Source organism: Variimorphobacter sp. HTMS_6 (genome assembly GCF_059717775.1).
This window is the reverse complement of record NZ_AP046094.1, coordinates 67,443-87,761: the sequence shown is the minus strand read 5'-3', so window position 1 is coordinate 87,761 and position 20,319 is coordinate 67,443. Positions and strand designations below refer to the sequence as shown.

Sequence of the window (20,319 nt, the reverse complement as noted above, 5' to 3'; positions counted from 1 at the left end):
TCCCTTCACTTTATATAAGATTATTCTAAAAAACAGGACTGACTCAACGTCAGTCCTATTTTTATTAACTATGATGTTTAATTGATTAACGTAATAATGATAAAACACCCTGTGTAGACTGATTAGCCTGTGCAAGCATTGACTGTGCTGCCTGCTGAAGAATGCTGTCTTTGGAGTATTTAACCATTTCTTTAGCCATATCAACGTCGCGGATACGGGACTCAGCTGCCTGTAAGTTCTCAGCAGTGTTATCAGCATTAGCAATTGTATGCTCTAATCTGTTCTGTAAAGCACCAAGTGCAGATCTCTGTGTAGAAACCTGATTAAGAGCACTTTGTACAATACCGATTGCTGTAGTAGCAGAACCGTAAGAAGTAACGCTAGATGCGATACCATCAAGACCTAATACAGATGCAGTCATTTTACCAATCTTGAAGTTAATGTTCTGACCGGAGTTAGCACCAACCTGAAGATCTTTACCAGCACTGAAAGTACCATCAAGTAATTTCATGCTATTGAATTCTGTCTGCTCACCGATACGTGTAACTTCTTGAGATAAAGCATAAATTTCTTCTGTGATAGCCTGACGATCTGCTGTAACGTTAGTATCATTAGATGACTGAACAGTTAATTCTCTCATTCTCTGAAGAATAGCCTGGGACTCATTAAGAGCACCTTCAGCTGTCTGGATTAAAGAGATACCATCCTGTGCATTTGTGGAAGCCTGATCAAGACCTCTGATCTGACCACGCATCTTTTCGGAAATTGTCAAACCAGCTGCATTATCACCTGCACGGTTGATTTTGTAACCAGAAGATAATTTCTCTGTAGATTTTGCTAAGTTACCAGCTGTTACACCTAACTGTCTGTTTGTGTTGGCTGCTGCCATATTATGTTGAACTATCATAATCAATTCCTCCTTGAAATTATAATTTAGTAGCTTCCATGCTACTTAAATTTTGATTTGTTCCTTCCGGCCGTACGCTCCATCTAGGAATAAATTTAGTAAGTTGTCTTACCTGTATTATATATCGGCATTCTGAAATAAAACTTTATACCGAATTATAATTTTTTTTATTTTTTTTTGTCGTAAAAATAAGATTGCGTTTCTCTTTGTTCCGCCATATTTTTATAATAATTGGTAACTTGTCGGTTGCTCATTCGAGATTGCCCAATCTCTTGACGTTTTCTCGAAAACACTGTCTCGCTTTTTGATTTATTTCTCTTTTCAAGAGCCTGAAGCCTGACACTTTTTTCTGTCAATTCAACAATCAGTTCCTTCATCCTATTTATTTCACTCTGATATAAATTCTTCTTGTCCACTAATTCCTGCTGAACACTCTGATATATTTGCTCAAAACCTTGATCCAGCTTCTCGAGCTGTGCCAAGAATCCATCTTTTAGATCAACAATATTCATGAACTCCTGCTCGTCAAACTCAGCTGCATTCAAGACCGTTTCCTGTTTTTGGGATAATAAGAGCAATTCATCAAGTACTTTTATCTTTTTTATAAGCGATTCTGTCAATATCCGAATATAGGTCTGCTTAGCCGCGCTGTTTTCTAATTCCATTTTATATACCCTCTCTGGATTATTAACGGATTAATTATGCTGTCTTAGCAGTTTTCATAACCACTTTCCAAGCATCTCTCATTTCTCTGATATGCTCCAATACCTCGTCTAGTATCTCAGTATCTTTTTTCATATTAGCTGTAAGCATTCTATCATAAACATACTTATATACATTATCAAATTCCTTTGCAACCGGATACTTAAAATCCAATGTGGCACGCAACTCAGAAATAATTCTTTCCGCTTTAATTATATTAATATTTGCTTTTTCAAGCTCTTTCTTCTCTATTGCAATTATTGCCAAATTACAAAATTTTATAGCTCCTTCAAAAAGTAACAATGTAAGTTCTGCCGGGCTAGCCGTTAATATTTTACTGTCCATATATGCTGCACTTGCATTTGACGCCATACTATATCCTCCTGATTTTTATTGCTTAACATCGTTGTTCAAATTGTTTTCAACTTATATAAACCTATTTTGATCCCATCATAGATTGGAAATTTGAACTTTGTGAATTTAATTTGGCCATAGCAGATTCCATGGCTGCAAATTGCTTGTAATACCGATTCTGGATATCGTCCAGTTTTTTCTCCATAGTGGAGAGATCTTTTTTGTAAGTATCTAAATTCGATGAAAGTTCCTTATCATTATAGAGTTTTAATGCACTCCTCATCGTTGTACTTTTCATCTTATCGGTTAAATCACTATACATCTTTCCGCCAATAGTATTCAGAACATTCATAACCGTATCCGGGTCATCCTGAAGGGCTTTTTTCAAGGCATTTTCATTGGCTGATACAAGACTATCCTCACTATCTCCATTAATGTGCAGTAATCCCTTCTCTGTATAGTTTGCAGAAGCTATCCCAAACGTTGCAAGGGAATATGTCTTACCGTTTACTTGCACATTTTGTCCCATACTGCTTCTCATAGTATCAGTGAGTGATCTCAAAGTATCGTCTCTACGTAAAAGCGAATCCTTAATCTTTGATTCCCACTTTTCAATCTGTGAGTCTGTCATCTTTTCTTTTTCATCGTCACTAAGTGGATCATATCCACGTGCTGATGGTGCATCATAATCTTTATTCATTTCCATTAACACCGCATTATAATTCGTAATAAATGCTTTAATGGTATTATAAACTTCATCAACATTGTTTTTTACATTAAGACTAACTGCGCTTTCATTCGAAGTACCATAACCGGCAGTGATATTCTTTAATGTAAGGGTTAACCCATTCACCGTTACCACATTGGATGCACTTGTCATCTCTGCATCATTATACTTAAATATTGCGTTCTTGGGTTTGATCAAAGTTACATTACCCGGATTGTTAAATGTTAAATTTCCATTGGCGTCCTTTGTATATGTAATATCATTAAGACCCAGCTTAGTCATATCCACACCAGATCCCTGAATCGAAAACGCATTGGTAGTTCCACTTTCTTTAGAGCTTATGAAAAATCTATTTTGGCTTGCATCATAAGACGCATTCAGTCCTACACTTTTTAATGTATTAACAACATCAATGACAGTAGTAGAATCAGTTATGGTTAAAGATTGTGTAGTCTTCTCCGTTGTAACCGTTATCTTATTAGTAGTTCCGTCAGTCAATCCTAAATCCACGAGCTTAGTTCCCAAATCGATTGGTTTACCATTAATATCGGTTGTTAACTGATCACCTGTCACAAATTGCGAACTTGCTAACTGCCCAACCTTAATAGAATGAATACCATTGGATGCAGTAGTTCCTGCAGTTGCTGAAACAGCATTATCATCGGATGAAGTCAAACTCTTTGTCATAAAACTTGATTGTAACTTGATTTTGGATAATGTCCCTGTATACATTGCATATATTTTTTGATTCAGATCATTCCATTTATCCTGTTTCCACTGTGTTGTAGTAATTTTATCCTGTATTTTAGTTTTTTTAAGGTTTTGAGCCTTCATCAATTCGGTAACCATGCTCTCAGTATCCATACCTGAAATCATACCTGATAACTTAATTGCCATAAAACCACCTCACTATCTTCTTTCGTCTACTAAAATCCCCGCCATCTCCCATAATCTATCTGCCATTTTTATTGTGTCCTCAGGTGGGATTTCTTTAATTATCTCATCGGTTGCTTCATCGATCATCTTTATCGAAATACGGTTACTTTCCTCATGATATGTAAATTCACATCTGGTTCGATGTTCTTTAATCTTGCTATTTATTTTCGCAATAGCATCCTTAATTTGACTATCATTTGGCACTCTTTCCGTTTGCACTTCTCCCAAATTACTATCCGTTTGACCGGAACGAGGAGTTTTTGTTGTAATCGATATTTCTTTTAAATTTAGAGACGTATCTGCGGGATACTCCTCCTTATTACGCACCGATGAATTCGATACATTTCCATACGTAGTTCCGTTAATTGCATCCAAAGCCATAATATTACACCTCCGTGTGTTCACATTGATTTAAACAAAATTATTGTTTAAAGGTAAATTTTCAACATCTGCCATCCTTGACTGTGTTTACGATAACATAAGCTATCATCTAGTCAATATATCGGTGAAACTATTAAAAATGTTTATATCTTTTCGTTAAAAATAATAGGAATATTTATGTACTTCAAATCCAGGATGTCCAAAAAGACTTCAACCAGTCTCTTCAAGTAAGTTAATTGTCATTTCAAGAAAGTTAAATGCGTCTTCAATAAGTTAAAACGCATTCATGTGTCGCTTATATAAAGCATAAAAGCCTCCAGGTACTTTGACTTCCTGTCAAGCGTACTTAGAGGCTTCCAGCTAATATTTAATTATTGATTACTTAATTTCAATTCTATTTAAACAATTTCTTAATTGCTTCCTCCGATGCGAAAGTTTCAGCTGCTTCCTTGTTTGATTCTTTAATCTGTAAATAAATCTCCTTTCGGTAAATCGGGACTGACTTAGGTGCACTGATACCAATTTTAACCTGGTCTCCCTTCACCTCTAAGACAGTTATTTCAACATCATTACCGATAATAATTGACTCGTTTACTTTCCTTGATAGGGCTAACATATTATTTGCCCTCCTTTGCTGCTTTATATGCCATCAGCTGGTCATAAAAATGGTATTTCACCTCATAATCTGCATTCTCAACTATAATTTGGACACCTTTTTTATCATTTGCATTAATAATAAATGGCGCCTTCAAATTAGCCGTTATTTTTTCAATGTCTGCAGGTACGGTTACTGATACAAATATTGCTGCATTCTCATCATTCAATTCGCCTAACGGTTTAAGCAGCTCATCCTCAACCTCCGGATTATAGTCCTGTTTTATAAGGAACGGGCTGATTACCGGTATGGCGAGTGCTGCTTCATCTAGACTTTGTAGCCAAGTTATATCCGGTTTTTCGCCTTCATCATTATCATATAATAATGTATATTTTTTGCAGTCTTCAAAACCTAAGATGCCGTTCTCAAAATAAATAATTTTACTCTCATCCAAATCAATTTCACCAAAGTGTCTTGTTTTAACCAGCATGTTCACGCCTTCCTTTCAAACTGCTATCTTTTGTAGTCGTCCCAATTTAATACCTAGACTCCTATTACTTTACATCATTATTCTTACAAATAGTCTAACAAAGTATTCTTTACTATTTTAGAAGCTGCGGACAAGGAAGCATTATATATCGTCTGTGCAGAACCATACTTTATATATGTCTCGACGACATCTGCCTCTTCGTTCTTAGATAACAAATCAGTGAAATCCACCTGCTGACTAGATAGACGATTTTCAACCAGACCTAATCGTACGGATCTACTTCCCAAATCTGCTACCGCTGTGTTTACCTTATCCTGTTGTTTAGTAGAAACTGTATTTCCACTGGAAAAAGCTTGTTGCATCACTTCTTTTTTCAATTGTAATTCCGTGCTGAGCTGGTCCTTCAACTTCGTATAACGATCTTTATCTGTTTGTGACAGGGCTGGATCTGCTAAACGCTTATTTACTTCATCTAGTTTCGATTCTGCATTGGTAACATCATTCACCGACTGAAGAATATTATCAATCGCTCTACCAATATCATGCGTAATTGAATTCGAAGCCTCTGTATTTATTGTAAGTTTCTGATTAAAATTCACTTCATATTGAATCGGTTGACTTTCAGCCTTCGTAAAAGTAACATTTCCGAGCTCCGGTTTGGCACTATCCGACATCGTACAATCAAAATAATGCTCTGGCTTTAAATCTCCTTTATCAAATCCTGTCTTTGAATATTCAATCTTCATGTTATCCGCAGTACGAAGCGAAGCGTATACATTTGAACCAAGTATAAGTTCACCGGTATCAGCCAAATAATTCACATCATCAGGACCCGGTAAATAAGCATTTGGATCTGCTGAAGAAACAGAATTTATATTACTCGTAATCGGTGTCTGTTCTACGCCATCCTTAAAGTAACGAATACTGGTCGGAGGAGTGGAATCCAGTTTACTATAAGCCAGCTGAATTCGATAAGCACTCTTCATCTGTGGTGGTTGAGATAAGTCATTCGTCGTATCATCAAAATCACTTAATGTATAACTTCCTGTTACCTTATTAATCGATTGAATCTCTGTAGCAGGTATATTCTGTGTAATCGTATAGGATAAGGTACTACTGCTTTCATCAAAGAGCAGGGAACTATCCGTCTTATATCCGGTGAAAACATATCTACCGGCGTAATTTGTATTACCCTCCTGATAAATCTGTTGTTTCAGTTGTGCCAGATTTTCCGCTATATAGGAACGGTCTTTCGGTGTTAATGTATCCGTACTGCCTTGCACACAATAGGTGTTTACCTGTGATAATACATCATTAACTGTAGTCAACGCACTTTCCGAAACATCCAACCAGTTTTGTGCATCCGGTATATTCTTCTCATAATATTGCGTTAGTTCAGACAGATTTGTTCTAAGCTTTAACGCTCTCACCGCAATTATCGGATCATCTGATGGTTTCTGTATCTTCATACCACTGGAATATTGCTCTTCCAACGTGTTCATATTGAGCTTATTTTTATTAATATTGCTCATCATATTATTCGTCATCATTTTATTGGTTATTCTCATCTCATATCCTCCTAACCAAAGCTACTATCACCAGCAGCTTACCTAAACGCCCATATCATTTATCAATTTATCATATATTTCATTCATGATCGTAATACACTTTGCGGACAGATTATATGCATTCTGGTATCTTATCAGATTCATTGCTTCTTCATCAGCGTCAACACCTGATATGGATAACCTCTGGTTTTTAATCGTGTCAAGAATGTCACTCTGACTTTTAGAAAATGTATCCGCTTTGTTTGTGTCAATACCAATCTCCGCTACCAGGGTTTGGAAAAATCCCTCCACACTTCCTTGATCAAATAACATCTTATTGTTTTTCAGAGCAAGTAACTTGTCTACAATATCATTGTTTTCCTGTCCGTTGGTAATATCGGTACAGGTACTCATCAGCTTTGGATTCTTAATCAAGTCCTCATTAACAGTAAAGTTAGCAGCTGTTACAAAGTAATAAGAACCGTAAAGAGGTTGTCCACTAGGTACGGCAGTATAATAACCACCGGTTCCTGAATTATAAGTGGTGTAATCATAATACTCACTGTCTTCCGACCCTCTGATTGGATCAAAGGTATAGTTTCTACCATCTACTTTACTTGTTCCGGTAAAGAAATCCGCGGCTGGCTTACCTTGAAGATCAACACCCGATCTGTGAATATCATTAAATGCTTTCGCATAAGTACGAACCAACTGATTTAATTGATCCATGTAATACGGAATGCCTTTATAATCTATACTTTCGCCAATTTTTATATCTACATCTGCAGCATCGACTGTCACAGGATCTTTTAATTCAAAGGTATAACCGGATATCTTCCCTTCAGAGTCCAGATTAAATTCAAAACCAGTATAACTATACTCCCTATTACCGATTATAATCTTTCCCGTCTCAGGTATATTCAATTTATCGACGTCTGTGATATTAGAATCGGATACGGTAACATAGTTATCTCCGGTCTCCACGCTGGTCTTACCTCTGAAATTCAATTGGTTGTTACCATCGCGTACTTCTAATAATCCTTGTAGATATCCACTCAAGGAAGCACTTCTTTCATTAAATGACTGTCCGCTATCCCATTGAATATCATATAAACCATCTATATCATTCTGATTCTTTTTTTCTTCTCTCGGTACTACTTTTAATTTGTTGGTATTGATACCATCCACAAGTGTTACACCGTCAAGCTTCACTTCATAGCTTGTAACACCAACATCTGCTCCAACTACTTTTTCCGATACCGATATATTGCAGATTTCTGAAAGCTGATCCACTAATAGAGCACGCTGATCTCTTAAATCATTCGCAGTGCCGCCACTTACTTCAAGCGTATTAATCTGCTTGGTTAAAGCAGCTATCTGTTGGGCTGTTGAATTAATCTTATCCACCTGGTTACGTATTTCAAAATTACATTCCTGCTGGATGCTTTGCAGATTCTGAGAAATAGAATTGAAGGTCTCCGTCAGACTTTTTGCATAATTAAGAACCTGTGTACGAACCGTTGCACTGGAAGGATTTTTTTGCAGTTCCTGTAAGCTGTCATTTAAAGAATTATAAGCAGTGGTGAATCCGTCAACACTCACTTCGTTAAAATAATTCTCTATTTCACTCATATAGTGTGATTTACTTGAATACTCACCATATAAAGTGCTACTCTTCCAGTATTTCATATCATAGTAATTCTCTCGTTGCTGAACCACTCCAGTCACTGCCACACCGGTTCCGGCCATACCATAACTGCTGTTCATCTGCAATGCCTTTGAGGCCTTTTGACCCATAACCTGTCGGCTATATCCTTCTGTTTCAGCATTACTGATATTATGTGACGTTGTATTTAACGCTGCCTGATACGCGTATAAACCTGATTTTGCAATATTTAGTCCAAAGAATGTTGAACTCATCGTTTTCACCTCACTTTTGCATCATTTTGCTAAAGTTTTTCAATAATATCTTTAAGCATCTCGCTTACTACATTAACATAACGTGATGATGCATTATATGCATGTTGATATTTAATCAGATTAGTCAACTCATCATCAGAAGATACTCCTGCAACTTCCATTCTCTTACTATCAATACTATCTACTGTTGATGCCTGATTAACACTGATTGTATTCAACTGCTGACCACGATTTGCTAAACCAGAAATCATGGATGTATAATAATCATTAAAATTATTCTTTGTTAATGTGTTAGGGGACAAAGTAGCAAAAGCATCCTGCCATTTCGCCATAAGCTTATTCACCGTACTAATATCATAATCACCGGATCCACTGTTACTGGAGAGCGGTATGTATGCGTAATTTTGCATAATTTTTGGGTTTACTTCAATCTCGCCGGAGGTAAATAAGGAATAATTATTGCTTGGATCTTCCTCATTATAGATTCTAGCACCGGTTATGGTTTGATAATTACCGTCCGCATCAATGATCACGATATCCTGAGGTTCTCCATAACGACTCATCGATTTACGACTAAACAACGCCTCACCGGCGGTTTTTTCGGGATCAATACCAACCGGAGCGTTATCCGTATCAAGTATCTTTACTTTTGATCCATCTGCCAGTGTCACTTCTTTATTGGGACTCAACACATCATTAATCGCTGTGGTTATCCCATGTATCAACTGATCAAATTCAGCCTGCATCGTCATGATTACAGAAGAATCCACCGTTTTGTTATATTTATCTACCGCAGAATTATATAATGCATCTGATGAGAAGTTACTACGGAGTGGTATATCAGTATAGTTTGCCTGCTTTGATCCTCTGGATACCAGTAAACCTTTCAATGATCCGATATCCGTATTATTAGCAGAGTCCGGAACTCTGTCAAGATTGAATACATCAATCCCGCCACGATCCGTCCACACCGGCTTAATCATCTCTGAATCATCGCTCATCTTAACGGTGTCCAATTTAAAGGTACGATCCTCTGTAACAAAGGCTGCGCCTTCCAGATTAACTTCTACGATACCATTCGAATTTTCATTATATGTAATATTCGCATACTTGCCTAATTCATCAAGAAGATTATTACGCTCGTCGCGAAGATCATTTGCCTTTTCAACACCAGTACTTTCATATTGCCTGATCTTTAGATTTAAATCTTTGATATTTGTACCGATCTCATTAATGCGGTTTACCTGACTTTGAATTTGAGTATTCAAATTAATCTGATAATCTTTTAATTGTGATGTTATGTTTTGCGCTCGTTCCGTAAATGTTACTGCAGTTTGAATAAAAGATGATCTTGCAACTACGCTATCAGGCTGTTTTGCCAGCTCCTGTAAAGATGTCCAAAGCTTGCCTAACGTATCTTGAAAGGTTTCCCCCTGTAGTTCACCAAAATATCCTTCCACCTCATTCACAGCAGCATACTGTGCTTCATAAAAGGCCTGTCTGCCAGTTTCCTGACGGTAGGCTTGGTCTAAAAAAGAGTCTCTCACCTGCTTTACAGTGGCAAAATTCGCACCTAGACCCTTCTGCATTGAAGATGCATAGGATTCACCTAATTTAATATAATTGAAATCAGTCAATACCACCTGCTGTCTTACAAAGCCTTTGGTATCCACATTGGCTAAATTATGTGCTGTTACATTCAAAGCTGCCTGACTAACATTCAGACCTGTCACACCAACATATAAGCTACTCATTGAACTCATAGTTTCACCTTACCTCGCTCTTACTGCTTCGCATCGAACATCCCTGTTCCACTGGCTTGCGCCTCGTATTTTGAAGCTCCTTTTGTGTAAGTATTACTCCCTGGCGACATCCGTGTGCTTTGAATAAAATTCATATTGAATTCTATCATTTCTAGGGATTGTTGTATTAATGATTTGTTTCGATTATTAACTTCATCGAATGCAAGAATTGTATTTCTTAATTTATCTCGTACAATAGACAGAGCTTTCTGCTCCTTCGGTTGGTTGGCCAATAAGTCAACCAATGATTTAATTGTTAATTCTTCCTTACGGCTGATCACCGTTTTAATGTTTACCATGATAGTTTCTCTTTTACGTTCCAACACGTTAATCTGATCGATTGCAGTCTGTTCCATATTTGTAATCGCCTGCAAAGAATCCAGGTCATTTGTTAAGATGACCTGAGTCTTTTGATTCGCTATTGGAATGAGTTCTTGATAAATATCATATTCTTTTTCAAGGGTATCAATCAATTCATCAATTAAACTTGCCACTTTAAACCCTCTTTCCTATGCAGGCTTTTATACTAAATCATCAGCCTGTTCTATCAGTTTGCCGGCAACATCTTCCAAGTTTACGTGATATGTGCCTGCTTCCATGCGGGCTTTGATATCATTCACTTTTGCTTCTCTGATGTCCGGAGTGCGTGCAACTATTTGCTTTGCTACCTGATAATCTTTTCCCGTTTGGGAAATCTCAAGCATATCGTTGAAGTTTCCGCCTTTTACTTTTGAAGCGTTTTTTACACTGCTTGCTTTGTAAACTTCATTGATTTTATTGAACGCATCGATACGCATTCGAATCACCACCTATCTAATTAGAACTCCACTAAATTCTTATCTATACAATATTTATCGGATGTTTTGCAATTAACATTATAGGTATTTTTAAAATTTCTATATAAAGATATCTTCAAATCTCCTCATTTTCCTTTAAAACACATTAATTTCCTTCACTTTCCATGTATTTTCAACAAAAAGAGTTTTTACAAATTGAATCATTTGAAATAACGCTAGATACATTATTTCAAGTAATATCAATTCGTAAAAACTCTTAATATTATACATCTATTCTCCAATTTTACACTTCTATTTTATCTTCAAGAGCAATATATTCGAGCATATAACAATTATTTCATTTTACTCTTAACTGTTTTTATTGCTTGCTGTAACTGATTGTCTTTGTCAATTGGAATGATTGCAGATTTCTGTACATCCTCATTCAATTTCACTTCAATATCGGGCTTAATACCTGTTCCGTGAATATTCCTTCCATTCGGCGTATAATACTTCGATATCGTAAGCTTAACCGCTGTTCCATCGGATATAGGAATTACCTTTTGAACGATTCCTTTTCCAAAGCTTGTGGTACCAATTAATGTTGCAACTTTATAATCCTGTAATGCTCCTGCAAATATCTCAGAAGCGCTGGCACTCTGTCCGTTAATCAATACAGACATCGGAACAGTTACCTTCTTTTTATCTACTGCTTTCTCATCTTCACGATGTCCCGCTTTGTCTTCCGTATATACAACCAACTCCGGTGGTAATAATCGGTCTAAAATCTTGACAACCGAGGTCAACAACCCACCCGGGTTATTTCTTACATCAACGACTAAGCCTTTCATTCCATCCTTCTCTAGTTGATCCACTGCTGCTACAAATTGTTCCACTGTTATTTCATCAAATTCAGAAATCAAGATATAGCCAATCTTATCATCAAGCATCTTATATTCTATCGTAGGAATTTCAACTTTCTGCCGTGTAACAGTGAATTGTAGAGGCTCACTCTTACCTTCTCTCATAACCGATATTTTAACCTTAGTACCTTCTGTGCCCTTCATTTTACTTACCACCTTGGATAAATCCACACCGGTAACAGAAGTATCATTCACTTTATAGAGTATATCACCTGGTAAGATTCCGACTTTATATGCAGGTCCTGTCGAAAAAGGTTTTACAATAGTTATCACACCTGTTTTCGCATCCTGACTGACGGTGGCACCTATACCACAGTATACACCTGAAGAACCCTCCATTAATGATTTATATTCTTCCTTGTTGTAATAAACCGAGTACGGATCTTGAAGGCTGGCGATAAACCCCTTATAGATACCATCCTCAAAGGATACATTTTTTGCATCCTTCAAATAATAATCATCTACCAATTTTTGCAGAAAGGTCAGTTTATTAACTATTTTATCGTATGGAATATCTTCCGTTGCAGTCGACTTACTTCCGGACGCATTTGATGCTTTCTTATCCCCCACTCCAAATAGCGCATAGGACAATACAGCGCCGATTATCAAAACCAAAACCAGCGTTCCGCATAATCCTGCAATTACTCCGGTCCAAAAATTCTTCTTCATAGATACCTCCATTCTACGAACCGAAAGAAACATGCTGTGCTAGTTCTTCGGGTCATAATAAATTCGATAAAACTGGCTGCTACAAAACACATCTACTTTCTCTCCATGTCTTGCAACAGCCTTTTTTCTAATAATCCAGTTGTTCCATGTATTTCATGTACTTCACAACCATAAGTGCGATTTTAAATGTAATTGCATCTTCAAATACACGCAGGTCAAGATTTGTACTCTTTTGCAATTTGTCCAAACGGTAAACCAATGTATTACGATGGATATATAACTGTCTGGAGGTCTCTGATACATTCAAGCTATTTTCAAAGAACTTATTAATTGTTGTTAATGTTTCTTCATCAAAATCATCCGGTGATTTTCCTTCAAAGATTTCCTTTATGAACATTTTACACAACGGCATCGGCAACTGATATATCAATCGTCCAATTCCCAAGTTATTGTAAGCAACAACATTTCTCCCACTATAGAAGATTTTACCAACATCCAGTGCCATCTTTGCTTCTTTATAAGATCTGGAAACATCCTTAATCTCATTTACTATCGTACCGAAAGCAACATGTACCTTAGTCATTGCTTCCGTATTCAACATATCTAAGATTACCTTGGCTGTCTTATTCAGATCTTCATATGATTCACTTTGCTTAACTTCCTTCACCAGGATAATATTCTTTTCATCTACCGCTGTAATAAAATCCTTCGTTTTTCCTGAGAAAAGACTTCTTACTGTTTCTAATGCATTCGCATCTTTCTCATTCTTGGTTTCAATGATGTAAACTACTCTTCTCGCTTCTGTATCAATATGAAGCTTCTTTGCTCTGTTATAAATGTCTACTAAAAGCAAATTATCGAGCAATAAGTTTTTGATAAAGTTATCCTTATCGTATCTCTCTTTATAAGCTATAAGGAGATTTTGTATCTGGAAAGAAGCAATCTTTCCAATCATAAATACATCTTCACTGTCGCCCTTTGCCAATATCACATATTCTAACTGATGTTCATCGAACACCTTAAAAAATTGATACCCTTGTATCGCCTGACTATCAGCAGGGGATGCAACAAACGCTAATACAGCACTTTCATATTGATCTGCATAATCTATCGTAGTAGCTAACACTTTACCTTCCGTATCCATTACACAGATATCGATACGTGTGATGCCCTTTAATCCGTCAATCGTACTTTGGAGAATTTGATTGGAAATCATATTACCGCTCCTTTATATTATATTTCTGTTTTTCTTTAAAATACATGTATATGAAAGATATTTTATCATCCATTTCGTCATAAGTAAACCAATTTTATCAAAAAAACATAACTTTTTTCGTGTAATTTTATCAAAATTAAAAGTTTAAATAATAGTATATTAAATAAACTATGTTATTTTATAATATTTTAATATTTAATTCAATCAAACTTAATAAATTCAATTCAACTAAAATCAGTTAATTACTAAACACCAATCACATGAAATCATATTCATAAGTAAAAAAATAGTACAAAAAGGGAACACTTTCGTGTTCCCTTAAAATCATATTATATTCAATACTAGTTAACAATAACCTGCTCTGTTTCTTTATCGAAAACATGTAACTTAGACATATCAAATGCAATCTTTAATGTATCATCAGGTCTTGCTGTTGTACGAGGATTTACACGTGCTGTGATGTTATATGTTCCATCAACCAAGAAGTATAAGAATACTTCTGCACCTAATAACTCGTATACTGTTACAGTTGCTTCTACTACGCTATCTTTAGAACTATTGATGAATACTTCTTCATCATGAATATCTTCTGGACGGATACCGATAACAACTGTTTTACCTTCGTAACCACCATCAAGAACTTTCTTAGCTTTTGCATCCGGAAGTTTAACGGAGTGAGAACCGAAGTTTACATATGCATCATTATCTTTCTTAACAATAGTAGCGTCAATGAAGTTCATCTGAGGAGAACCCATGAAACCTGCAACGAAGAGATTCTTTGGATTGTCATATAATTTCTGAGGTGTATCAACCTGCTGAATTAAACCATCTTTCATAACAACGATTCTTGTACCAAGAGTCATAGCCTCTGTCTGATCATGTGTTACATAGATAATTGTTGTCTGTAATCCTACATGTAACTTAGCGATCTCGATACGCATCTGAACTCTTAATTTAGCATCAAGGTTTGATAAAGGCTCATCCATAAGGAATACCTTAGGATTACGAACGATTGCACGACCCATAGCGACACGCTGTCTCTGACCACCGGAAAGAGCCTTAGGTCTACGCTCTAATAAATGCTCAAGATCAAGGATCTTAGCAGCTTCACGTACCTGCTTATCGATCTGATCCTTCGGAACTTTTCTTAATTTAAGACCGAAAGCCATATTATCATAAACTGTCATATGTGGATACAAAGCATAGTTCTGGAATACCATCGCGATATCTCTATCCTTAGGTTCCACGTCATTAACCATCTTGTCGCCAATCCATAATTCACCGGAGCTGATTTCTTCCAAACCTGCGATCATACGAAGTGTTGTTGATTTTCCACAACCGGATGGTCCTACGAAGATGATAAATTCTTTATCTGCTATTTCAAGGTTGAAATCTTTAACTGCAGCTACACCGCCTGGATACAGCTTGCATATGTTCTTTAATGATACACTTGCCATTTTATATATCCTCCTAAAATTTTGTACATGTCCTATATTCTTGTACAATTACTATATTTGTATGATACACCATTTAACTTGCAAGTACCATATCCCATTTTAACAAAATAGATTTTTCGGTTTTGTATAATTTGTATATTTGGTCCGAAAATAAGTAGATTTACCGATAATACGTTAAAATATCATTTGTGTTACTGTCTATATTCAATAAAACCTTCTCCCATTACCTCTCTAACATCACTTACTATCACGAAAGAATTCGGGTCAATTTTCTTTGAAATTTCGATTATTTTTACAATTTCTTTTTTTGACACCACGCAAAACAACATTTTCTTATCCTTATTCGAGTACATACCCGTGGCACTGACCCCGGTTACTCCTCTTCCAATTTGATTCATCACCGCATTCGCAATCTCCTCATAATGATCCGAGATAACGTATGCCATCTTAGCAAATTTAAGGCCCTCAAGAATTCCATCAGATATCTTTGAAGTTATGATTACAGCTATAATAGCATACAAAGCATTCCCTAAGCCGAAAACAAAAGCACCTGACAATATGATTACTCCGTCTACAAAGCCAAGTATCTGAGGGATTGATATATGTCTCCTGGTAGTATGGATAATACTAGCCAACAAGTCAGTTCCTCCTGTGGAAGCTTGTGATGAAAACACTAATCCAATACCTACACCGCCTATAATTCCACCCATAATTGATGAAAGCAGCATATCATGGAGCTTTAAATCATATACCGGGATTAACATCAGTGTGAGAATAAACGATACGGTTCCGAATAGATTTGCAATCAGACTTTTAATACCATTTACCTTGGCTGCAAGTAAAAACAAAGGCACATTGCACAATACAGTGAATGCCCAAACCGGAAAGCCTCCCAGAACGATATTAATAGTTAAATATTTTACAATGATAGCTACACCGGATACACCTCCGGTAACCAAGCCTAACGGTTCGTAAATCAGATTAACGGAAAGTGCCATTAATATTGATCCAAATATGATAACAACATACTTTTTTAAGATCACAAAAAGCTCATTCTTAATTTTCATTAATCCGTCCACTCCTTTTGAAAAGGCAAATATCATTATAATTAGAGTATACACATCCAATAAAGTTTATACATATATCAGCAAACACAACAATCCCATATATATTGCATAGGAAGTTTAAGCATATTATTTTTTAGCAATATCCTCCACTTGCTGCTGTACTACAGAATTATCGATTGCATAACCGCTATTCATACTTTTCCCTTCCAAAAGTTCAAAAGATACATCTCTGGTTTTTATTTTACTGTAATGCTTTGATAAAGAGAGTTTCTCTTTTATAGGAAGATTTGACTTCACATCGGAATAGTTATCTTTTATGTAATTTTTCACCTTTTCTTCAGAGCTTAGTGTATTCAATTTTTTCTGATATGCCCATTTAAAAGAATATTTAGTTATTACTCCACTATTATCAGGCTGTTGTACATCCTTGCCAAGATACATATCATCATAGAAATCACTTGGAATCACGGTATAATAGTTAATACTGGTATCCAGTACACCAGCAAGTATTTTCACACTATCAAGCGGTGACTTTTTAAAATCCATATATTCAGTTAGTGCAGATAATTTAAACATCTGTGGCATCTCCGGATTACCAAGTGCCATTTTCTGATAAAGAGTAGGATTCATGGTCAACTGTGTATTTACTGGTAAAGTAAGATAAGTCAATCTATCTTTCTTGCAATCTAATATCTCCAATAATACTGCATCAATCTCATTATCCTCTTTATTATAGCTAAATATTAAATTCTTTGATATATTATCCGAACCGATTGCGGTAACTTTAACCGGCTTCGTATCCTCCTGAAATGCATTTCTGGAATTCTTATCATTCGGCTGCCAATAGAGCATTACTGTATAATAGGTCAAACATCCTGCCGTGATTAACAGCAATAACAATATTGTTGTTCTAAGAAAAATATGAATAAATAACTTTTTCTTTTTACGTTTCATAACACTCTCCATTCCGTCGCCTTCTAGCGCCAATAAAACTCGCCTCCATGCTGATGCATAAAAGACTTCTTATTCATTATTCTAGCACACAGCTCTGCGCATATCAATGTAACATTCTGTGCGATTTCTTTATTAAATGAATGATTTGTGGTATACTAATCCCATAAATTCTGTAACTTATGGCATAATCATCATGCATAGTTAAAACAATGTAGTTGAGGGTTTGCCTTGAACGAATATACTTTACCGTTATATTAATATAGAAAGGAAACATATCAAAGATCAGTAAATTTGATGTTGTTAGGTGAGATAAATGAATAAGAAAACCGTACTGATTACAGGCTCTTCACGGGGAATCGGGAAGGCTATTGCCGTGAAATTCGCAAAAAAAGGATATCATGTGATCATAAATTGTGCACATAACGAAGAAGTTCTTATAAAAACAAAAGCAGAGATTGAATCCTATCAGGTATCCTGTCATGCTTATTTGGGGGACATGGGAATTTACGAGAATGCAAAAGAACTATTTCAACAAATCAAAAAATTGTATGGACAGGTTGATGTATTGGTGAATAATGCCGGTATCTCCTATATTGGTCTGTTCTCGGATATGTCTCCTGAGGATTGGAATCGGGTTATTACCACCAATCTTACCTCCGTATATAATTGCTGCTCCCTAGCAATTCCTGATATGGTGAGAAACAAGTCAGGTAAAATCATCAATATCTCCTCTGTGTGGGGAAATGTAGGTGCGTCCTGTGAAGTAGCTTACTCCGCCTCAAAAGGAGGGATGAATTCATTAACAAAGGCCTTGGCGAAGGAACTAGCTCCTAGTAACATTCAGGTCAATGCAATCTCCTGCGGTGCCATCGATACGGAGATGAATCAATTTCTGGGAGATGACGAATTAATGCAACTGATTGATGAAATCCCTACCGGACGCTTGGGCAAAGCAGAGGAAGTGGCAGATCTTGTATATCAACTCTCCTACAAGAACGAATACCTGACCGGCCAAATCATCGGGCTTGATGGTGGTTGGATATAATTACTTTTTATGGGCATCTCCAAAATGCTCTATCGTAGCGGAAAGTGCTGCAGATACGAATACCGCGGTAAAGGTAAAACCGGATAAAATTATTACCATGGATAATAACTTAGTCGTTTCACGAAGCGGATAAAGGTCTCCATATCCAACAGTAAAGAAAGAAATCACAACAAAATACAAAGCATCTCCCCAGGACTTTATCGTACGGCTATAGCATGGCGTCGGATAAACCGCCTGTATTTCATAAACCAGATTACTTAGGGCTATGATGGCAAAGCTGGTATTGATAATAGCCAGACTCCATATGCTTTTTACGAGTATTTTCTTATTTAATATCGTCCAGATGATGCGTCCTACGCCTAGAATATTGACCACGTATAAGACTCCGCTAATCCATAAGAAGCCCTTCGGATAACTAATATCATGTCTCTGAATTTGTGAAAATAGAATGGCACAGGATAGGACTGAATATATTAAAATGCAATTGATGGTACGATCATTCATATAAATAACTTCTTTTACGATTACAGTAAAGAAGAAATAAAAAGCATACAAAAGCGCCAAAAACACCAATGCTACGATAATTGATAAAAAGATACGAAAGCTTACCAATCCGTCACTTTCCTTACGATATACGATGAATCCGACGATAAATCCAATAATACCGTGTATCACTACAAACGGAATCCAAACTATTGGCTTTATGCGAATATCGGTAGGTTTTTTTCCACCTACTGATGAGAGATATTTCATGAGATACTTTCTGCTACTCCATATAATCTGTATAAAATATAATAACATGACCATAGTAATCAATAATATGAATACATCATCCATAAGGGTTTCTCCTAACATTTTATTATTATGCTTTTATCCCCTCACCCATAATAACTGCATTAACTTTCTTGAATTGATTCATCATTAACCGTATCTAACTTAGGCCTATGACCGATTTTCATCTCAGATAACAATAATCCTGTAAAAGTCAGCAACGATCCCAATGCTGCTAACCAAGTAAGTTTCTCATGTAATATTATAACCGAAGTTAGTATCGTTATAGCAGGCCCTATATAGATATATACACTTGTTTTTACTGCACCAAGTATCTTTACTGCCAAATTCCAAGTAGCAAAGCATATCGCCGATGCCGCCACACCCAGAAAAATAAGATTGAACAGATTTACCGGTCTTAACAGCAAATTAAAGTCCGGAGAAAAGTCCATAAAGACTAGAGTCGGCAGCATGAATATCACGCCATAGAGAAATATTCTCCTTGTTGTTAATAAAGTGTGATAACCATAATTACTGACTTTACGAAATAATACAGAGTAAATTGCCCATACAACTGCTGCCAAAAAAGCCAATACATCACCTATCGGATTTAGCTGAAACTTTGTCGCACCACTAAAACTAATTAAACAGATACCAATCATTGCAGATATAAAACCAATAAAGAAATTCAAGCGAAGTTGTTCTTCGCCTTTCATAAATATATGCGTAATCAATGCCGTCAAAAACGGAGCTACCGAGATGATAATTCCCACATTGCACACGAGTGTATAGGTAAGAGCAATATTCTCCATCAGAAAATACAGGGTAATTCCACATAATCCGGCACCCGCCATTGTAAGTTCTCTCTTGAATCCGGTAAACTTCATACGGTGGGGATACACCAGATATAAGGTTATAAACCCTATGATAAAGCGTATATATAAGATTTCTATCGGAGTAAAATCCGTCAATAATACTTTTGTGGAGACATAAGTTGTGCTCCATACCAAGATAGTAAACAAGGCTGCCACGTGACCTTGTAATTTTTGATTTTGTTTCATCCTTACCTCCATCCATGCG

Annotated in this window: 20 protein-coding genes; 1 reads left to right on the top strand and 19 read right to left on the bottom strand. The window is 36.3% G+C overall.

From position 1 onward, the window contains the following. Nucleotides 1–85: 85 nt before the first annotated feature. The 17 genes from AC6IWN_RS00430 to AC6IWN_RS00350 all read right to left on the bottom strand — a co-directional run bounded on the left by AC6IWN_RS00430 (nucleotide 86) and on the right by AC6IWN_RS00350 (nucleotide 17,423). The gene (locus AC6IWN_RS00430; RefSeq protein ID WP_497989973.1) at nucleotides 86–907 is read right to left on the bottom strand and encodes a flagellin N-terminal helical domain-containing protein; all 822 of its coding nucleotides are present in this window, start codon (nucleotides 905–907) and stop codon (nucleotides 86–88) included. Between the two features lie 167 nt (nucleotides 908–1,074). Beyond that, nucleotides 1,075–1,572, bottom strand: a complete 498-nt coding sequence (locus tag AC6IWN_RS00425) for a hypothetical protein (protein ID WP_497989971.1) — start codon at nucleotides 1,570–1,572, stop codon at nucleotides 1,075–1,077. A gap of 34 nt (nucleotides 1,573–1,606) precedes the next feature. Further along, a complete protein-coding gene (fliS, locus tag AC6IWN_RS00420) occupies nucleotides 1,607–1,981 on the bottom strand; it encodes a flagellar export chaperone FliS (RefSeq protein WP_497989970.1) in 375 nt (124 codons plus the stop codon). A gap of 64 nt (nucleotides 1,982–2,045) precedes the next feature. Then, complete coding sequence (gene fliD, locus AC6IWN_RS00415) at nucleotides 2,046–3,587, bottom strand: flagellar filament capping protein FliD (RefSeq protein WP_497989968.1); 1,542 nt, start codon at nucleotides 3,585–3,587, stop codon at nucleotides 2,046–2,048. 12 nt (nucleotides 3,588–3,599) lie between these two features. Beyond that, entirely contained in the window at nucleotides 3,600–4,007 is a 408-nt protein-coding gene (locus tag AC6IWN_RS00410; RefSeq protein ID WP_497989966.1) for a flagellar protein FlaG, read from the bottom strand. A gap of 394 nt (nucleotides 4,008–4,401) precedes the next feature. Then, nucleotides 4,402–4,623, bottom strand: a complete 222-nt coding sequence (gene csrA / locus AC6IWN_RS00405; RefSeq protein WP_497989965.1) for a carbon storage regulator CsrA — start codon at nucleotides 4,621–4,623, stop codon at nucleotides 4,402–4,404. A 1-nt stretch (nucleotide 4,624) separates the two neighbouring features. Further along, on the bottom strand, nucleotides 4,625–5,092 hold the full coding sequence (gene fliW / locus AC6IWN_RS00400) for a flagellar assembly protein FliW (protein WP_497989963.1): 468 nt from the start codon (nucleotides 5,090–5,092) through the stop codon (nucleotides 4,625–4,627). Between the two features lie 83 nt (nucleotides 5,093–5,175). Beyond that, nucleotides 5,176–6,660, bottom strand: a complete 1,485-nt coding sequence (gene flgL / locus AC6IWN_RS00395) for a flagellar hook-associated protein FlgL (protein ID WP_497989961.1) — start codon at nucleotides 6,658–6,660, stop codon at nucleotides 5,176–5,178. 42 nt (nucleotides 6,661–6,702) lie between these two features. Next, complete coding sequence (flgK, locus tag AC6IWN_RS00390; RefSeq protein ID WP_497989960.1) at nucleotides 6,703–8,559, bottom strand: flagellar hook-associated protein FlgK; 1,857 nt, start codon at nucleotides 8,557–8,559, stop codon at nucleotides 6,703–6,705. A gap of 29 nt (nucleotides 8,560–8,588) precedes the next feature. After that, complete coding sequence (flgK, locus tag AC6IWN_RS00385) at nucleotides 8,589–10,322, bottom strand: flagellar hook-associated protein FlgK (protein WP_497989958.1); 1,734 nt, start codon at nucleotides 10,320–10,322, stop codon at nucleotides 8,589–8,591. 20 nt (nucleotides 10,323–10,342) lie between these two features. Further along, entirely contained in the window at nucleotides 10,343–10,855 is a 513-nt protein-coding gene (locus tag AC6IWN_RS00380) for a flagellar protein FlgN (protein ID WP_497989956.1), read from the bottom strand. A gap of 27 nt (nucleotides 10,856–10,882) precedes the next feature. Next, nucleotides 10,883–11,158 carry a flagellar biosynthesis anti-sigma factor FlgM gene (flgM, locus tag AC6IWN_RS00375; protein ID WP_497989954.1) on the bottom strand — a complete coding sequence of 92 codons (276 nt, stop codon included), beginning with the start codon at nucleotides 11,156–11,158 and terminating at the stop codon, nucleotides 10,883–10,885. 332 nt (nucleotides 11,159–11,490) lie between these two features. Next, the gene (locus AC6IWN_RS00370) at nucleotides 11,491–12,729 is read right to left on the bottom strand and encodes a S41 family peptidase (protein ID WP_497989952.1); all 1,239 of its coding nucleotides are present in this window, start codon (nucleotides 12,727–12,729) and stop codon (nucleotides 11,491–11,493) included. A gap of 127 nt (nucleotides 12,730–12,856) precedes the next feature. After that, the gene (locus AC6IWN_RS00365; RefSeq protein ID WP_497989950.1) at nucleotides 12,857–13,945 is read right to left on the bottom strand and encodes a PucR family transcriptional regulator; all 1,089 of its coding nucleotides are present in this window, start codon (nucleotides 13,943–13,945) and stop codon (nucleotides 12,857–12,859) included. A gap of 341 nt (nucleotides 13,946–14,286) precedes the next feature. Further along, nucleotides 14,287–15,402 carry an ABC transporter ATP-binding protein gene (locus tag AC6IWN_RS00360; protein WP_497989948.1) on the bottom strand — a complete coding sequence of 372 codons (1,116 nt, stop codon included), beginning with the start codon at nucleotides 15,400–15,402 and terminating at the stop codon, nucleotides 14,287–14,289. A 191-nt stretch (nucleotides 15,403–15,593) separates the two neighbouring features. Beyond that, a complete protein-coding gene (locus AC6IWN_RS00355) occupies nucleotides 15,594–16,469 on the bottom strand; it encodes a YitT family protein (RefSeq protein WP_497989946.1) in 876 nt (291 codons plus the stop codon). Between the two features lie 126 nt (nucleotides 16,470–16,595). Next, nucleotides 16,596–17,423 (bottom strand): hypothetical protein, encoded by an 828-nt coding sequence (locus AC6IWN_RS00350; RefSeq protein WP_497989944.1) that lies wholly within the window; start codon nucleotides 17,421–17,423, stop codon nucleotides 16,596–16,598. Nucleotides 17,424–17,736: 313 nt separating this feature from the next. Here AC6IWN_RS00350 and ymfI point away from each other — a divergent pair, with 313 nt between their 5' ends. Beyond that, complete coding sequence (gene ymfI / locus AC6IWN_RS00345) at nucleotides 17,737–18,468, top strand: elongation factor P 5-aminopentanone reductase (protein WP_497989942.1); 732 nt, start codon at nucleotides 17,737–17,739, stop codon at nucleotides 18,466–18,468. Here the strand turns inward: ymfI and AC6IWN_RS00340 are convergent, their stop codons facing one another. Together AC6IWN_RS00340 and AC6IWN_RS00335 are read right to left on the bottom strand one after the other, a co-directional pair. Next, a complete protein-coding gene (locus tag AC6IWN_RS00340) occupies nucleotides 18,469–19,305 on the bottom strand; it encodes a potassium channel family protein (protein ID WP_497989940.1) in 837 nt (278 codons plus the stop codon). A 59-nt stretch (nucleotides 19,306–19,364) separates the two neighbouring features. Then, the gene (locus tag AC6IWN_RS00335) at nucleotides 19,365–20,300 is read right to left on the bottom strand and encodes a DMT family transporter (protein ID WP_497989938.1); all 936 of its coding nucleotides are present in this window, start codon (nucleotides 20,298–20,300) and stop codon (nucleotides 19,365–19,367) included. Between the last annotated feature and the right edge of the window lie 19 nt (nucleotides 20,301–20,319).

What these genes read in the sequence shown, in the direction of transcription:
- AC6IWN_RS00430 (WP_497989973.1), bottom strand. Translation starts at nt 907, where the DNA reads ATGATAGTTCAACATAATATGGCAGCAGCCAACACAAACAGACAGTTA.
- AC6IWN_RS00425 (WP_497989971.1), bottom strand. Translation starts at nt 1,572, where the DNA reads ATGGAATTAGAAAACAGCGCGGCTAAGCAGACCTATATTCGGATATTG.
- fliS (WP_497989970.1), bottom strand. Translation starts at nt 1,981, where the DNA reads ATGGCGTCAAATGCAAGTGCAGCATATATGGACAGTAAAATATTAACG.
- fliD (WP_497989968.1), bottom strand. Translation starts at nt 3,587, where the DNA reads ATGGCAATTAAGTTATCAGGTATGATTTCAGGTATGGATACTGAGAGC.
- AC6IWN_RS00410 (WP_497989966.1), bottom strand. Translation starts at nt 4,007, where the DNA reads ATGGCTTTGGATGCAATTAACGGAACTACGTATGGAAATGTATCGAAT.
- csrA (WP_497989965.1), bottom strand. Translation starts at nt 4,623, where the DNA reads ATGTTAGCCCTATCAAGGAAAGTAAACGAGTCAATTATTATCGGTAAT.
- fliW (WP_497989963.1), bottom strand. Translation starts at nt 5,092, where the DNA reads ATGCTGGTTAAAACAAGACACTTTGGTGAAATTGATTTGGATGAGAGT.
- flgL (WP_497989961.1), bottom strand. Translation starts at nt 6,660, where the DNA reads ATGAGAATAACCAATAAAATGATGACGAATAATATGATGAGCAATATT.
- flgK (WP_497989960.1), bottom strand. Translation starts at nt 8,559, where the DNA reads ATGAGTTCAACATTCTTTGGACTAAATATTGCAAAATCAGGTTTATAC.
- flgK (WP_497989958.1), bottom strand. Translation starts at nt 10,322, where the DNA reads ATGAGTTCAATGAGTAGCTTATATGTTGGTGTGACAGGTCTGAATGTT.
- flgM (WP_497989954.1), bottom strand. Translation starts at nt 11,158, where the DNA reads ATGCGTATCGATGCGTTCAATAAAATCAATGAAGTTTACAAAGCAAGC.
- AC6IWN_RS00370 (WP_497989952.1), bottom strand. Translation starts at nt 12,729, where the DNA reads ATGAAGAAGAATTTTTGGACCGGAGTAATTGCAGGATTATGCGGAACG.
- AC6IWN_RS00365 (WP_497989950.1), bottom strand. Translation starts at nt 13,945, where the DNA reads ATGATTTCCAATCAAATTCTCCAAAGTACGATTGACGGATTAAAGGGC.
- AC6IWN_RS00360 (WP_497989948.1), bottom strand. Translation starts at nt 15,402, where the DNA reads ATGGCAAGTGTATCATTAAAGAACATATGCAAGCTGTATCCAGGCGGT.
- AC6IWN_RS00355 (WP_497989946.1), bottom strand. Translation starts at nt 16,469, where the DNA reads ATGAAAATTAAGAATGAGCTTTTTGTGATCTTAAAAAAGTATGTTGTT.
- AC6IWN_RS00350 (WP_497989944.1), bottom strand. Translation starts at nt 17,423, where the DNA reads ATGAAACGTAAAAAGAAAAAGTTATTTATTCATATTTTTCTTAGAACA.
- ymfI (WP_497989942.1), top strand. Translation starts at nt 17,737, where the DNA reads ATGAATAAGAAAACCGTACTGATTACAGGCTCTTCACGGGGAATCGGG.
- AC6IWN_RS00340 (WP_497989940.1), bottom strand. Translation starts at nt 19,305, where the DNA reads ATGGATGATGTATTCATATTATTGATTACTATGGTCATGTTATTATAT.
- AC6IWN_RS00335 (WP_497989938.1), bottom strand. Translation starts at nt 20,300, where the DNA reads ATGAAACAAAATCAAAAATTACAAGGTCACGTGGCAGCCTTGTTTACT.